Consider the following 16044-nt stretch of genomic DNA (forward strand, 5'->3'; position numbering starts at 1 on the left):
AAGGATAAAAGCCATGTCTTTGAATGTTATTGCCTGTATCGACGACTCCTGTTACGCAGAAGCCGTTTGCGATTATGCCGCCTGGTCCGCCCACCGGATGGAAGCGCCCCTGACCCTGTTGCATGCCCTCGATGAACCCCACGGTGAAGGTCGCAAGAACCTGAGCGGCAGTATTGGTTTTGGTGCGCAGGAAGCTTTATTGCAGGAGTTGGCACTGCTTGATGAGAAGCGGGCAAAAGTCGCCATGGAACAAGGCAAACATTTATTAGCCGCAGCCCGGGAACGAATCCTGGCGCTGGGCATCCAGAATATAGAAACCCGCCAGCGCCATGGCGACTTGCTCAGCACCTTAAAAGATATTGAAGAAGAAATTCGGATGCTGGTGATTGGCAAACGTGGTGCCGATACGGAATCTGCCCATGGCCATATCGGTAGCCATGTAGAGAATGTGATTCGTGCATTGCACAAACCGATTTTGATTGCGCAGCAAACGTTTATTCCACCGAAAAATTTTATGCTGGCTTTCGATGGCAGCGCGACGATGCGCAAAGGCGTCGACATGATCGCCGCCAGCCCCTTACTGCGCGAGCTGCCCTGTCACCTGGTCATGGTCGGCAATGAAGACGACGCATTGCGCGCGTCACTGACTGATGCACAACAACAATTAGATGCAGCGGGTTTTACCACTCACGCTGATATTATCCCCGGTGATCCGGAAGTCGTGTTGGTGGAATATCAGGAACGCGAGGCTATTGATTTACTCGTGATGGGCGCCTATGGTCACTCACGCATTCGCCACATGATTGTAGGCAGCACGACCACCGCGATGATTCGCAAAACACGTATCTCACTGATGATTTTGCGCTAGGGATGGGTATGGAAATATTATTAAGGATATGGCGTCCGCTGTGTCACATTCAGTTCTGGATTATGTTGGCTATTTATACGGTGCTGGGTTTGAGTTCCAATCCTGGCAGCATGGTTCCAGTATTCAATGATTTGTTGATGCATTTTTGTGGTTATCTGGTGGCGGGCGTGTCCATTAGTTTTGCCTGGCCTACCACACCTTATTGGAAACGCGCTGTTTTTTTACTGGGCTATTCCATCGCTATTGAGATTGGCCAGCATTTTTTACCACCACGGACATTCAGTGTTCTGGATATTCTTGCCAACTTCAGTGGTATAGTCGCGGGCCTGGTACTATTCATGTTGCTGAAACGTATTGCTCCGGTCTGGGCAAAACCGTTTGTGAGGTAGCCGAGTTTATGAAGTGACTAAATGAAGTAACTATTTGAAGCAACTACTTGAAACAACTACTTGAAACAACTTCGTGAAGTAGCCATTTCAAGTTGAGGTAGCCATTTGAAGTACCGCTTCAACTAGCCATTTCAAATAATCAAGAGGTAGACCATGAACATTGCAGAACAAACCCGTTTCAAGATTATGCTGCTGGCACACAAGGAGGAATTACAAGAATTAGAACAAGCCCAGCTGGATCAAACAACTGTTGGGATGGATGCTACCCAGGGACAGCAAATGGCTCAGGGAACACAATCTCGTCGCACGCAGGAGCTCGCCAGAATTGACGCGGCATTACAACGTATTGCTAATGGCAGTTATGGTCGTTGCGTTCAATGTAATGAGGATATTGATATGCGTCGTCTGGAAACAAATCCTTCGATTACCCACTGCAGCCAGTGCACCAAATAACCGGCAACACTTTATGGTAAAACCCTATTCATGGTTGTTGATAGTGGCTTTCACGTTCAGCCCGCTTGTCATGGCCAATGAATTAACTGATGCTTTCGTCAAAGCCGCCATAGCGCGAACTCAACACCAGGTTACTTACAACGGTGCCTATTTCAAAATCGCATACCCTAACGGCGACGTGCCTTCGCAGTATGGCGTGTGCACCGATGTCATCATCCGCAGCTATCGCAAATTAGGCATTGATCTGCAACGTCTGGTTCATGAAGACATGCGCGATTATTTCCACAAATACCCCGCCAAACGTATCTGGAACCAAACGCGCACAGACCGTAACATCGATCACCGCCGCGTGCCCAACCTGCAAACGTTTTTTACCCGGCACGGGCAAGTTTTACCCATCACTACACACGGCCGCGACTATCAGCCGGGCGACCTTGTTACCTGGATGTTACCAGGCAATTTGCCGCATATCGGTATTGTGGTTAATCAATTCTCAGCCGATGGTGAGCGGCCGTTAATTGTGCACAATGTCGGCGCCGGCCCGCAGCTGGAAGATGTCCTGTTTCGTTATGACATTACCGGTCGTTATCGCTATGGTGTAGATAACACCACCTATTAGATACGCTGCTTGCGCCGGGTCTTGTGCGCATACATCCGCCGGTCTGCGGCCCACACCAGATCAGCGGCGGTATCGGCATCTTTGAATGCAACAGCATAACCAAAAGACGCTGAGATTTGTAAACGATGCCCGTCGTGATAAATCGGTTCAGCAATAGCCTTGGCCAAACGCTCCAGCAAGGGATCAATCTCGCTGCCATTCAAACTTTCTACCAACACCACAAACTCATCGCCTGCCCAACGTGCGGTGGTATCCCCTATTCGTGCGCAGGTTTCCAAACGCTGCGCCACCGTTTTTAACACGTAATCACCGGTACGATGGCCGTAGGTATCGTTGATAATTTTAAAATCATCCAGATCAATAAACACCACCACCAAACCATCTTCCGGTTTACGGCGAGCCAATAACATCGCATGTTCAATGCGATCATTCAGCAAGGTGCGATTGGGCAAGCCGGTGACCGGATCATGCAATGCCAGATGTGCCAAGGTGCGTCGATGTGCGAGCACACTGTACAAACCAATCGTAATCATCAGCGCGAATACCCAACCGGCAAGACGCAACAATCCGTCGGAGAGACGTCCTTCGCTGTTAAGTGTCTTCACGGCAAAACGCCACCCTCGTTCAGAGGTGATGACAACGGCATCTGCGTCTTTAAATAAACTGGCATCGCCCCACAGGCTGTGTCCTTTCGAACTGCTGACAGAAAATTGATATGTGGTTTGATTAATTTTTCCAAAGGTATCAGCGAGGAACGAATCGGAGTCTATGACGGTAGATAGCAATCCCCAATAATTACCTTCAATAAAAATTGGCTCGCGATAAATCATGGCGAGGCCACCTTGTAACAATTTAACCTGTTCATCCATGACCGCTTTACGACTGACAATGGCAGCCTCTACCGCCGGCCATTGATCCGGTTGCGAGCGATAATCCATACCAACCACCTGCTCATTGCCTTCGAGCGGATAGAGATAGGTGATCTTATAGCCCACAGCAACGCCGAAATTGCGCACATGCAATGTGGTCTGGTAGGCAATACGCAGGATGTCTTCTACTTCAGTTTGTTTAAGGTTGTCGTGGCGCACAGCGAAGTAACTGCTTAAGCCACTGGTTAAATGCAATACACGATTTAAGTGTTGTTCACTGCGGGTGCGCAAATCGGTGGCAAAAGCCAATGCGTCAATGCGATCGCTTTTTGCCAGACTATGCTGATGCATCGAAAGCATAATCTCAGCCAATAACACAACGATCACAAAAACAATGATAGGAATACTGAAGATAAAGCCGGGTTCTGAATAGTGTCTCAATCGCTATGATTCCATTTCACCGCTGGGTGGAAAAATCAGTAAGCCTGCTACCGTCTGTTACTGATTGTTCCGGCAATCATAATCATCTTGAGGATCTATGAGAACTCTTAAGTTACGCCCCGCGTTTTAACAAATGCAGCGGAGTGAGCTAAGCGTATGATTGAGTTAATGTATTTTTCTATTAACGAAAATTCGTTGTCGGAAAATTTAACAATCTTTGCGAGTTTGTTGTGCCCGGATAAAAAAACTCCCGCCGGAGCGGGAGTTTTTTCAAACCGTCAGGTTTAGTTGCACACTGAGCCAGTTACTGTCGGTGTAGCGGCATTACCGGAACCGCCCTTGGTTCCCTGGAAACCAAACTCTACAGTTTGCCCCGGTTGAATCGCACCGTTCCAACTGATGTTGGTGGCGGTGTAGGGATTACTGCCCGATACATTCGCGTTCCAGCTGCTGGTTACGCGTGAACCGTCGGTGTAATTCCAGCTGACATTCCATCCATTAATGGCACTGCTGCCATCGTTGGAAATGCGAATAGCACCGGTGAATCCATCGCTCCATTCGTTGGTGATCACATATTCGCAATTACCACCTGTGTTACCGGTAGAACTGCTTGCGGCACTGCTGGCAACGCTACTTGCAACACTGGATGCAACCGAACTCGACGGCGAGCTTGAAGCGGGCGTCGATGAAGTACCACCGCCGACAATGCCGTAAGGCGCCGGTTGTGAACTACAGGTGCTGGCGGCGATACAGCTGCGGTTTTGTTCCCAACCCCAACCACTTTGCGTGGTGGTACACAGCGGGTAAAGGGTGCCATACCAGTTACATTGACTGCCTGTAGCGGCACTGGAACTGCTGGATGCCGGTGCACTGGAGGAGCTCACGCTTGAGCTGCTGTTAGTGCTCTCCACTTGCAGGAAGGCATTGGCGTAAACAGAAGGCGTTTCAGCATACACACGGTTGCCTGTTGCACTTTGTTGCGGCACCACGTCACCACTGGAATTCAACGCGCCAACCTGTACGTCATCCGCAGCGTTGTTAACAGCCTGCGCCAACGCATAAGGCCAGGCAGTCGCCGATGTGGTGGCAGAACTGATCACCAGCGGTGAAGCTGGCAAGTAAACATCAGTACCGTCATCACGCACCAAACGCACACTGACACGATCGCCCACAGCCAAGGTTCTGGACGTCGCCGTCAAGGCACCGAGATCTTCCCAGCTCGCGCCAGCAACAGGAACATGGGTAAAGGTAAATGAATCGTTGCTGGTAGTACTGCCACTGGTTACCTGTAAACGCACGGTGACATTGCTTTGTGCTGCGGGCGCAGCCAGCGTCAATGTCGTGGTGGCCGACGTGGTGCTGCTGAAGCTATAAAGCGATGGATTTGCGGCATCGATGCTCCATTGGTAAGACAGGTTACTACCCGATGAACCTGCGGCGCTCAATGAGATTGTGCCAGCACCGGCAAACGTTGAGTTAGATGGCGTAGCACTGATATCCGCAACCACCGGATTGGGATTGCCGCCACCATAAGACACGTCGATACAACCGTGGAAACGTTCATAGGTCCACTGGTTGCGTCCCCATTCGCCGTAGATTACATGGCGACCGGAACGAGCCGGAATATTACATTGGGTATGGAACAAGGCAGCGCCTTTATCCGGCGTAACGTTAGGGTTGCCATTGGGGTTGGCATCGTTATAAGGCAGATCACAGAAAGGTTCTTCTTCGAAATCATCCCAGGTCAATGCACGCCCTACCTGATATTGAAAGTCAGGTTTGGTAATCCAGTAACTGAACACCTCTGTGTCATCAAAGTGTGGCCCCCAGGAAATATCCCAGGTGATAGTCAGTGGGCCGGCAGACACGGGTTGCGTCGGCCAATCGATGGGGTTGTCCCAGGGAGTTGCACCGCCTTGCCAGGTTTCGCTGTCAAAGCCGCACACGTTATTTGAGCGTCCGCCTTTGCGGCCAATATCGTGCGTTAACACGCTCATGAATTGATAGCCGCCGTTGGAGTCGTTGGCGAATGCTTGCGCACACGCACTACCAGCGGGGGCCTGATCCGGTTTGGTGATAGCACCACATAACCAGTTACGCGAGGCCGGTTCTGACATCAAACCGTGACCGAGGGCCGTGCCGGACAGCACGAGAGACAAGAGCCCGAGTGTTATTTTTTTTTCTAGCATCTTCGTTATCCTCTTCTGTTTTAATGAATGATGATTGAAGCCGCTTTCCATTCCTTGTGCACACGTCGTAGTTCCTTCGGCGGTTCCTGATAATCCGGTGAAAACATCACATGCCAATCACTGATCCCTGCTCAAGCCAGCATGTTCATTGCAGCGTTTTGTTGCCTGTTAACGCCGAAAAAAGCCCATCAATTGCGCTCCTTCCAATGGTAAGTAGTCAGTTTTAAAAAGACCTGCAACCCTGTCGGGTTGCAGGAACGCACACATCATGAAACGTTGAAAACCATTACTGATCTTCGCCACATGATTCAAGAAATTGTTAAACAGTATCCCTGTCGCCACGTTCGTTCATATTCAGGTTCGCAATGTGAATCGTGCGCGACATACGCATGACCTCGTGGGCCACAATAAACGCAAAAAATACCAAGCCTGCGTACAACAACATGATGCTTGAGTAATCAACGCTGTAATTCCAGGTTCGCGCAATGCCCAGATAACACGCAAATAACCAGGACACAGTAGACAAAGCGCCGGAACAACCAATCCACTTTTGATCAGCTGATGGCAATTGCAAGATCGCTTTATTACCAACAATTTTTGGAAAGCTGTAAAAATGCAGAAAAACGCCATTGAGGCTGAGAATGATCACCACCGAAATCTTGGCCCATATTTTTTGATTGGAAAAAAATTCCGGATTTTCAAAATATCCCATGGTCACCAACCCACTACCCGTCGCCCAGAGAACCACCAGTGCAAGGAACACAATGTTGGCCGTATTGCGCAGGGTATTGATCTCATCTTGCGTTAACACGCGGTAGCGCGAGCGCCATAAAGCGAGATCTTGTAACAACAAGGTACCGATAGAAACACACGCCGCTAGCAGGTGAGCATAAATGACGAGAGTTTTCATAGTAATGCCCTCCCGGGCTCGCGTTTTTCGTTATTAATGCCGATTAAATAAAATCAACCTTGCAATCTTTTTGAGTGAAAAAACCTGCAACCACAAGTGGTTGCAGGAAAGTGCACATCATGAACAAACTAGTTGTTGGCGCGGTAACCGCTGCACCAGGAATTGGTCACGGTGCAACTCGCACTGACACCCCTCGCCATCAATACGGACTTTTTTCCAGGTATAGGACTCCCTCGGGGCAGCCATAGCAGGTATACGTAGAGTGCTCAACGCACAAATGACTGCGCTAACAATCGGTGACAAAGTGAACACCTTGTCCAGAAGTGACTGAGACTGCATTTGTTGCTCTCCTTCGATTTTTGATTTTCTAGTTATGCGTCGTTGGAATTCCAGTTGGGGTAGTCAACACCCTCAGTACCTGCTGCCAGTTCAGGCACTTCTTATGAAAACAGCCATTATGGTTATCGGCTTGCGTATAGTTTGTTCGCGAATTATTCGCGGGTTGTGCGAATTTTTTATAGGGAAAATCGTTTTACCATCACCCGTTATTAAGATTGCGCACACGAATGTTTTAATGCGATCCATTTTTCTTGAGACAAGGTTGTCTTGAAGCGCTACGCTGAAATCACCGTTATTAGAGCTCGACATCTTGCGCTAAAAAAATACATTTTAAAATTCCGCTTTTAATCAAACGTGCTAAATCCGACATAAAAATTATCATGATTTTGATGACACAAAATATTTATCCATAAAAATGCCAACTCGCTTTTATGCTGCCAAAACAGCATTTCATACTACGTCTCAAAGCCTTCTGTGCATTTATCATCAATAAAAATTGTTCTTATCGAAGCATTCCCCTATAAATAGAAAATCAATTAATCGCTATATATTTTTCAATTCCATATAGCGTTATTTTCTATCAATAAAACCTGTATTTTTATTGGCGGCAGAATATTTAAAGGAGCACATGGAAAAATAAAATGACTGATCGCCAACTTGAACACAAGTATTTATTCTGGAAAAAATAAAACCAACCGCCGGCAAAATCCACGCGATATTAATGATGAAGCGCCGCTGATACTGTGTCTTGAACCGCAGCAAAATAAAAAAGACTTCACAAAAAATAACGTGAGCAATGCATGTTTTTCTGAATCGCCCTACGATTTCACTATTAAAAACATTTCCACAGCCTCACGAATTCCTTTCGCCTGACCTGGCACCGCTCAAAGGTCCACACCAGAAAACCTGATCTCCACTTGCCAACCTCTCATTAGAAAATAAAAGAAGTTTGCCATTCATTATTATGAATCAAAATAACGGATATTATTTTCGACGACACATTTTGTTATCGCAACCACGTAACGTTCCTGCGTGCGTCACATTTCCCGGATGGAGGGTGTTTTTGGGATTGTCATTTCTATTCTTTTGCTCTACCTTGCCACGGATTAGGTGCTATTGAGATGTTTTCGCGTTGCAATGTTTATAAATTGAAATAAATAAACTGTCGCGATATTTAAAATCCTAATAAAAAAAGCGCCACCCAATAATTCGCTATAAGTAATTTAAAAATTACTCCGAAATATTAGAATAATTTAGGCGCCAACCATCGATGATGATCATCAATACATCATCGATAAACATTTTTAAGGGTATTTGTCTGTGCAGTTTTATCAAACCGGCGGGATAACTCCGGCTTGAGCATGATTGCGCTACCAAAAAAACACAGCAGGACGGCCCACAATTTCCAGGGGCCATGAATAGCAGTTTCCTGTGGATTGATTTGGTGAGCCATCTTGCAGACACACACAATATGCCCTGAGATTTGTGAGTTGTATGCGCGATATCTGGTGTGCTGTCCGGCGAGAGTTCAACGAGTCGGTCTGCGGAAAAATTGCAGTTCTTTTTAAAACGTTCTGCAAATGAAAGCAGTACCAACACAATCGTTCTACTCCCAATTACTAACAATAATGAGGCTGGATTAAATGAAAAGCACCCAACAAAACCTGACACAAACCAAACGATTTAACGGCATGAAAAAACTAAGCAAAGCATTGTTATTTGCCACCACCCTCGCTACCGCATTCAGCGTGAATGCGGGCTTCCAGGTTTCCGGCACCCAGCTGCTGGATGGCAATGGCAATCCTTTTATTATGCGTGGTGTCAACCATGCCCATGCCTGGTATACCAATCGCACTCAACAAGCGTTGGCTGATATCGCAAGTGTTGAGGCCAACAGTGTTCGCGTTGTGTTATCCGACGGCCAGCAGTGGACGCGCACCAGTGCCACTGAGGTAGCCAACATTATTCAGTGGGCCAAGAACAATAATTTAATTGCCATTCTGGAAGTGCATGACGTTACCGGTTCCGGCGAGCAAAGTTCGGCGGGCACGCTCTATAACGCCACCAGTTACTGGATAGATATCGCCAGCACACTACAAGGCCAGGAAGATTACGTCATTATCAATATTGCCAACGAACCTTTTGGTAACGGCGTGCCGGAAAGCAGCTGGATCGATGGCCATATCCAGGCCATTCAACGCATCCGTAGCGCTGGCTTAACGCATACTTTATTAATTGATGCAGCGAACTGGGGGCAGGATTGGCAGGAAGTGATGCTCAACAATGCATCCACCGTGGCCGCCGCTGACTCGCAAAACAATACAATGTTCAGCGTTCACATGTACGAGGTTTATCAGGATCGCGCGAAGATTGAAGGCTATGTTTCCAATTTTTTAAGTACGCATAATTTGCCTTTGATCGTTGGTGAATTCGGTGCGGATCACTACGGCAATAATGTGGATGAAGATTCCATTCTCGCGGTAGCCGAGCAATACAATATCGGTTATCTCGGTTGGTCCTGGTCCGGCAACAGCAGCGAAGTTGCGTCACTGGATATCACCAACAACTGGAACGTAAACAGTTTGTCGACCTGGGGTGATCGTTTGATCAATGGCACCAACGGTATTCGTGCTACGGCGGAGACGGCGACTGTATTTAACGGCGGCGGTATGTCCAGCAGCAGTTCCGTATCCAGTTCATCTTCATCAATTGCCAGCAGTACGCCATCCAGTTCGAGTTCGAGCGCAGCCGGTGGTGAACAATGTAATTGGTATGGCACCTTGTACCCTTTATGTGCGACCACGCAAAGTGGTTGGGGTTGGGAACAGAATCGCAGTTGTGTTGCACGCAGCACCTGTAGTTCACAACCAGCGCCTTACGGTATCGTCGGTGGCGGTACAACCAGCTCTTCAATACCGAGCTCATCCAGTAGCGCACCGTCCAGTAGCTCATCGCTTGCAAGTTCTTCGCCTTCCAGCAGCTCACCGACAAGTTCTTCATCAAGCAGCTCCGGTAGCGGCAGTTGCACCTATGTGGTGACCAACCAATGGGGCAATGGTTTTACCGGCGCAATTCGCATTACCAACAACGGTAACAGTGCGATTAATGGTTGGAATGTAAGCTGGAATTACACGGATGGTTCGCGCGTGACCAACAGTTGGAATGCAACCGTTAGTGGCAGCAATCCTTACAGTGCAACTGCCATGGGCTGGAATGCTGCAATTCAACCGGGACAAACGGTGGAGTTCGGTTTTCAAGGAACAAAAAATTCCGCTCAAGCCAGTGTGCCGGCGGTAAGCGGGTCTGTTTGTAATTAACCGGATCTGTTTTTAATGAAATAAAGTCGGTGTAACGACTGCGTGAATCTCGTGCGGTCGTTATCACCGATAAACATGTTCAGGCTGGAGCAATAGATCACTAAAAATGTGCAATATGTTACTGAAAAATGATAGCGCTACCTTTTACATCATTTGATCAGTAAAAAATCGCACGAGAAAAATATCTAGGGAAACAGTAAAAAAGCGTTTCCATTGAAAACAAAATGACAGCGCTGTCTTTTTGTTTTAGGTGGCGTAAAAAGGGTTTCAGGACAACCAATAAAAATAAGTAAGGAGAGCAAATCAGTCGTGCGTCCTCGGGCGCACGACTGACCCTGACAAACAGGCGATAGCAAAAATGAAGCAGCAATGAACTGCTTCCGTCGGCCAACACCCGACACACCATACGGAGTCTGTCACGGATGAATATTTCTCGGCCGGTTAAGCGGGCGGGCAAGCTACAAGGCGTAGAGCATGAACCACACCTCGCCATTCCGTTGAGGGCGAGCCAGTGTGTGTAACGACGACGAGGGCACCAGATGTACTCCCTCCTAACCGGACTTTTGGAGAACTAACAATGATAAGGCTAACAAGAAAGGGCTACGGCCTGGCGACCATGCTGAGTCTCGGCATGGCGGCAGCGACCTTTGGCTCGGCAGCCCAGGCGGCAACCTGTACCTACAGCATCAGCAACGAGTGGAACACCGGCTACACCGGTACGATTTCCATCAACAATACCGATTCCAGTGCGATCAGCGGCTGGAGTGTGAACTGGCAATACAACACCAACCGTGTGACCAGCTCCTGGAACGCCAACCTCAGCGGCAGCAATCCCTACACCGCGACCTCTTTGGGCTGGAACGGCAATATCGCACCGGGACAAACTGTGTCCTTTGGTTTCCAGGTCAATAAAAACGGTGGCTCTGCCGAAACCCCGACCGTGAATGGCGCCGTCTGTTCCGGTGGCGGTGTGACCAGTTCTTCTGCGTCCAGCGTGGCCAGCAGCACGCCTACGAGCAGCGCTCCGAATTCATCTTCAAGCACGCCGACAACCGGCGGCCAGCAATGTAACTGGTACGGCACCTTGTATCCCTTGTGTACCTCTACCCAAAGTGGCTGGGGCTGGGAGCAAAATCGCAGCTGTATCTCCGCGAGCACCTGTAGCTCACAACCGGCGCCTTATGGCATTGTCGGTGGTTCTTCCGCCAGCAGCACACCGGTCAGCTCAAGCAGCTCAAGTGTTGTTGTGAGCAGCGTGCCATCGTCGAGTGCACCCTCCTCAAGTGCGCCTTCTTCCAGCGTGCCATCTTCAAGCGTTCCTTCCTCTAGCGTGCCCTCCTCAAGTGTGCCGTCTTCCAGCGCGCCCTCGTCGAGTGCTCCATCCTCCAGCGTCGCCTCTTCCACCAGTTCAGCTGACTGGGGCAACCGTATGGATAACCCCTTCATCGGCGCCAACTGGTACATCAACCAGGATTGGGCTGATAACGCTACTGCCTCCGGCGGTGCCGCTATCGCTGACGTCAGCACCGCCGTATGGATGGACCGCATCGGTGCAATCGATCCGGAAGATCCCAACGTACTCGGCCTGCGCGAACATTTGGACGCTGCATTGGACCAAGGCGCGAACCTGATCAAGGTTGTGATCTATGACCTGCCAAACCGCGACTGTCACGCGCTGGCTTCCAACGGTGAATTGTTGATGGCCGAAGATGGCTTCAACCGTTACGTGAACGAGTATATTGCGCCGATTGTGGATATCTTCTCCGATCCGAAATACAACAGCTTGCGCATTGTCACCATCATTGAGCCGGATTCGCTGCCAAACCTGGTGACTAACATCTCTACCCCCAAGTGTCAGGAAGCTGCTGGTCCCGGCGGTTACATCGACGGCACCCGTCATACGCTAACCGAGCTGGGCAAACTGCCAAACGTTTACTCCTACATCGACATCGGCCACTCTGGCTGGTTGGGCTGGCCGGATAACTTCCAGGAAGCGACCACCCTTATCGCCGACGCCATCAAAGGTGCTGAGAAAGGTGTAAACAGTGTTGCCGGTTTCGTTTCCAACACCGCTGGTTACACACCGCTGCGCGAGCCCTTCCTTGACTCCCTGTCTACCGGCGGCATGCCGGGCAATCCAGGCGTGCAAGTACGTCAGGCAGCCTTCTATGAGTGGAACCCCTACTTCAGCGAAATCAGCTTTGTGCAGGCTTGGCGCAACCGCATGATCGAGCTGGGTTTCCCGAGCACCATCGGCATGCTGATCGATACCTCGCGCAACGGCTGGGGCGGTTCTGATCGTCCGACCGCGCAATCCACCAGCACCAGTGTTGATACCTTCGTGGACGAGTCCCGCGTAGACCGTCGCTATCACCGCGGCAACTGGTGTAACCAGCCTGGCGGTATCGGTGAGCGTCCTACCGTTGCTCCGGAACCTGGTATCGATGCTTACGTGTGGGTGAAACCACCAGGTGAGTCAGACGGTGTGGCCGAAGCCGGCATCATCGATCCTGTCGACCCGGCGAAAGGTTTTGACCGCAACTGCGATCCGACCTTCACCAATTCCAGCGGCACATTGACCGGTTCACTTCCCGGTGCACCCCATGCGGGCCGCTGGCACACCGAAGGGTTCCAGCTTCTGTTGAACAACGCATACCCCCCGCTGTAATCCTCAGCGGCAGCAAGGATGACCAAGGCCAGGGAAGGCTTCATCAATGAACAAAACCAGGCTTTGGTTCATGCACAGCAGATGCAAACACCAGAGCCAAGATGATCGGGTTTTAACCGAGTTGTAAGTCGATGCAGTGTGTTTAACCGGCCTTATCCATTACCCCGTGGTGCGGCCGGTTGTTTTTTTCACGACTGTATTGCCCTTGTATTTTCCTGCGACGGAGCACCAGAACTCCGCTCCCTCCAATCCACATAAAAAAAATGAAGTGAGGACACTTCCAATGACTCAAGCTCCCAAAACAAATAAACCGGCATATTCCAAACCATTGTTAACATCCCGCTTGAACACAAGCGCCCCCAGAATTCTGACCCGCGCCATCAGCGCCGTGGTGTTATCCGGCCTGGTTGCCGGCAGCGCCTGGGCCGCCGTGGGTAACCCGCGCGTTAATCAGGTGGGTTATTTACCCAACAGCGCCAAAGTGGCCACCTATAGCAGCGATGCCCTGGCAGCATTGCCCTGGGAATTACGCCTCAATGGCACCCTCGTCACCAGCGGAACGACTATGCCGCGCGGCGTTGACGCAGCCTCGGGCGATAACATCCATATCATCGACATCAGCGGCGTAACCACTGAGGCCGACGGCTACAAACTTTACGTCGGCAACGATGAAAGTTATCCCTTTGAGATCGCAGCCGATGCGTTTACCGGCGCGCTCTACGACTCGATCAAATACTTCTACCACAACCGCAGCGGCATCGCGATTGAGACTGCCTACACCGGTGGCGGCAACACCAGCTACGCACCGAATGCCCAATGGGCACGCCCGGCGGGCCACCTGAATATGGGCGCAAACCAGGGCGACTATGACGTGCCCTGCTGGAGCGGCACCTGTAATTACAGCCTGGACGTAACCAAGGGTTGGTACGACGCAGGTGACCATGGGAAATACGTGGTTAACGGCGGGATTTCCGTGTGGAAACTGCTCACAATGTACGAACGTGCCCTGCACTTGAGCGACAACGCCGGTGCGTTTGCTGACGGCACCTTGAATATCCCCGAAAGCGGCAACGGCGTACCTGACATTCTGGACGAAGTGCGCTGGCAGATGGAATTTATGCTTTCCATGCAAGTGCCCCAAGGCCAGGCCAAGGCCGGCATGGTGCATCACAAGATGCATGATGTGGGTTGGACTGGCTTGCCGCTGGCACCTCATGAAGATAGCCAGGCCCGTGCGCTGGTACCGCCCAGCACCGCTGCAACCTTGAATGTAGCCGCCACTGCCGCACAGTGTGCGCGCCTGTGGCAAAACATCGATGCCGCTTTTGCCAGCACCTGTTTGACGGCGGCAGAACGCGCCTGGGATGCGGCGCAGCAAAACCCCAGTGATCTCTACACCGGTGGCTACGATAATGGCGGCGGCGGTTACGGTGACCGGTTCGTCGCCGACGAATTTTTCTGGGCAGCGGCGGAGCTGTATATCACTACCGGTGACAGCAAGTACCTGCCAACCATCCAGAATTATGAAATCGAGCGTACCGATTTTGGTTGGCCAGACACTGAATTACCGGGTTTGATTTCTCTCGCCACAGTACCAGCCAGCCATACGGCAAGTTTGCGCACAAGCGCTCGGCAGACCATCGTCCAGATCGCTGATTACCACCTGGGCGTGATCGATAGCACCGGTTATCTCACCCCTCATACGGAAGAGGAATACTACTGGGGCTCCAATAATGGCGTTGCCAATAAACTGTTCCTGGTCGGTTTGGCTTACGACTTTACCGGCAACGAAGATTACGCCAAAGGCGTCGGTAAGGCTGTCGATTATCTCTTCGGTCGAAACACCTTGTCGTTCTCCTACATCTCCGGCCACGGTGAAAATGCACTGACCCAGCCGCACCACCGTTTCTGGGCCGGGGCACTGAACGGTGCTTACCCCTGGTTACCGCCAGGTGCTTTCTCCGGCGGCCCCAATGCCGGGTTGGAAGACGAAGTGGCACAGGGTGCCTTGAACGGCTGCCAGACTCGTCCGGCCACCTGCTACATGGATGACATCAACTCCTGGTCCACCAACGAGATCACCATCAACTGGAACTCGGCACTGGCGTGGGTGTTGGCGTTTTATGATGATTACGGCAATGAAGGCGGCGCGTCGTCGTCATCTTCCAGTCAAATCAGCTCCAGTGTCGCGAGCAGTTCTTCGTCGAGTGCCAGCAGTATTCCGGTGTCCAGTTCGTCAAGCAGTAGCGCGCCGGTTAGTAGTTCGAGCAGCTCAATCAGCAGCTCTGTGGTTGCCAGTTCCTCCAGCAGCCTGGCGTCGTCTTCCAGCAGTTCCAGCATGCCGACCGGTCAACAATGTAACTGGTATGGCACGCTGTATCCGCTGTGTGTCACCACCCAAAGCGGCTGGGGATGGGAGCAGAATCGCAGCTGTATCTCGCGCAGCACTTGTAGCTCACAACCGGCGCCCTGGGGCATTGTTGGAGGCGGTACCTCCAGTTCCAGTCCTGCCAGCTCCAGTCCCTCATCCAGCTCCAGTCCTGCATCCAGCAGTTCCAGCTCAGCGCCAGCCTCCAGCAGCAGTTCCAGCCTGGTTGCCAGCAGTTCATCGTCCAGCTCTGCGCCTAACGGTAGCGGCAGTTGCGAATACGTGGTGACCAACCAATGGAACAACGGATTTACCGGCGCGATCCGCATCACCAACAACGGCAGTTCGCCCATCAACGGGTGGAGTGTGAGCTGGAATTACAACGACGGCTCACGTATCACCAACAGTTGGAACGCCAACCTGTCCGGCAGCAACCCTTACAGTGCCAGCAACCTGGGCTGGAATGGCACCTTGCAACCGGGCCAAACCGCCGAGTTTGGTTTCCAGGGCACCAAAGGCGGCAGCGCAGCTTCTGTGCCGGTCGTCAGTGGAGCGCCCTGTAACTAAACCCGGTTAAACCGCCAAAGCCTTGTCTTCGCGATGGATGGCAACTG

General features: G+C 51.0%; 10 protein-coding genes. 7 read left to right on the forward strand and 3 right to left on the reverse strand.

Annotation, left to right across the window (positions count from 1 at the left end):
- The first annotated feature begins 13 nt into the window (after positions 1-13).
- From CBR65_RS07615 to CBR65_RS07630, 4 genes are all read left to right on the forward strand, one after another.
- The gene (locus CBR65_RS07615; protein ID WP_087466303.1) at positions 14-868 is read left to right on the forward strand and encodes a universal stress protein; all 855 of its coding nucleotides are present in this window, start codon (positions 14-16) and stop codon (positions 866-868) included.
- 8 nt (positions 869-876) lie between these two features.
- Positions 877-1257, forward strand: coding sequence for a VanZ family protein (locus tag CBR65_RS07620; RefSeq protein WP_232461384.1), 381 nt, complete (start codon positions 877-879; stop codon positions 1255-1257).
- Between the two features lie 153 nt (positions 1258-1410).
- Positions 1411-1710: a TraR/DksA C4-type zinc finger protein gene (locus CBR65_RS07625; RefSeq protein ID WP_087466304.1), complete on the forward strand. Its 300-nt coding sequence runs from the start codon at positions 1411-1413 to the stop codon at positions 1708-1710.
- A 13-nt stretch (positions 1711-1723) separates the two neighbouring features.
- The gene (locus CBR65_RS07630) at positions 1724-2329 is read left to right on the forward strand and encodes a DUF1287 domain-containing protein (RefSeq protein ID WP_087466305.1); all 606 of its coding nucleotides are present in this window, start codon (positions 1724-1726) and stop codon (positions 2327-2329) included.
- On the opposite strand, the gene CBR65_RS07635 is transcribed toward CBR65_RS07630, so the two are convergent.
- From CBR65_RS07635 to CBR65_RS07645, 3 genes are all read right to left on the reverse strand, one after another.
- Positions 2326-3639, reverse strand: coding sequence for a sensor domain-containing diguanylate cyclase (locus CBR65_RS07635; RefSeq protein WP_087466306.1), 1314 nt, complete (start codon positions 3637-3639; stop codon positions 2326-2328). The genes CBR65_RS07630 and CBR65_RS07635 overlap by 4 nt on opposite strands.
- Before the next feature lie 284 nt (positions 3640-3923).
- Positions 3924-5828, reverse strand: coding sequence for a lytic polysaccharide monooxygenase (locus tag CBR65_RS07640; protein ID WP_232461385.1), 1905 nt, complete (start codon positions 5826-5828; stop codon positions 3924-3926).
- A gap of 319 nt (positions 5829-6147) precedes the next feature.
- Positions 6148-6738: a hypothetical protein gene (locus CBR65_RS07645; protein WP_087466307.1), complete on the reverse strand. Its 591-nt coding sequence runs from the start codon at positions 6736-6738 to the stop codon at positions 6148-6150.
- Positions 6739-8720: 1982 nt separating this feature from the next.
- Between CBR65_RS07645 and CBR65_RS07660 the strand changes: the two genes are divergently transcribed.
- The 3 genes from CBR65_RS07660 (at position 8721) to CBR65_RS07670 (ending at position 15997) form a co-directional block, all read left to right on the forward strand.
- A complete protein-coding gene (locus CBR65_RS07660; RefSeq protein ID WP_232461386.1) occupies positions 8721-10394 on the forward strand; it encodes a cellulase family glycosylhydrolase in 1674 nt (557 codons plus the stop codon).
- 577 nt (positions 10395-10971) lie between these two features.
- Entirely contained in the window at positions 10972-13062 is a 2091-nt protein-coding gene (locus tag CBR65_RS07665; RefSeq protein WP_087466310.1) for a glycoside hydrolase family 6 protein, read from the forward strand.
- Positions 13063-13345: 283 nt separating this feature from the next.
- Positions 13346-15997, forward strand: coding sequence for a glycoside hydrolase family 9 protein (locus tag CBR65_RS07670; protein ID WP_087466311.1), 2652 nt, complete (start codon positions 13346-13348; stop codon positions 15995-15997).
- Positions 15998-16044: the final 47 nt, after the last annotated feature.

This window comes from Cellvibrio sp. PSBB006 (genome assembly GCF_002162135.1).
Taxonomy (GTDB): domain Bacteria; phylum Pseudomonadota; class Gammaproteobacteria; order Pseudomonadales; family Cellvibrionaceae; genus Cellvibrio.

Excerpts from the sequence above, each read along its gene's own strand:
- CBR65_RS07665 (WP_087466310.1), top strand. The coding sequence starts at position 10,972 with ATGATAAGGCTAACAAGAAAGGGCTACGGCCTGGCGACCATGCTGAGT.
- CBR65_RS07660 (WP_232461386.1), top strand. The coding sequence starts at position 8,721 with ATGAAAAGCACCCAACAAAACCTGACACAAACCAAACGATTTAACGGC.
- CBR65_RS07670 (WP_087466311.1), top strand. The coding sequence starts at position 13,346 with ATGACTCAAGCTCCCAAAACAAATAAACCGGCATATTCCAAACCATTG.
- CBR65_RS07620 (WP_232461384.1), top strand. The coding sequence starts at position 877 with ATGGAAATATTATTAAGGATATGGCGTCCGCTGTGTCACATTCAGTTC.
- CBR65_RS07640 (WP_232461385.1), bottom strand. The coding sequence starts at position 5,828 with ATGCTAGAAAAAAAAATAACACTCGGGCTCTTGTCTCTCGTGCTGTCC.
- CBR65_RS07625 (WP_087466304.1), top strand. The coding sequence starts at position 1,411 with ATGAACATTGCAGAACAAACCCGTTTCAAGATTATGCTGCTGGCACAC.
- CBR65_RS07645 (WP_087466307.1), bottom strand. The coding sequence starts at position 6,738 with ATGAAAACTCTCGTCATTTATGCTCACCTGCTAGCGGCGTGTGTTTCT.
- CBR65_RS07615 (WP_087466303.1), top strand. The coding sequence starts at position 14 with ATGTCTTTGAATGTTATTGCCTGTATCGACGACTCCTGTTACGCAGAA.
- CBR65_RS07630 (WP_087466305.1), top strand. The coding sequence starts at position 1,724 with ATGGTAAAACCCTATTCATGGTTGTTGATAGTGGCTTTCACGTTCAGC.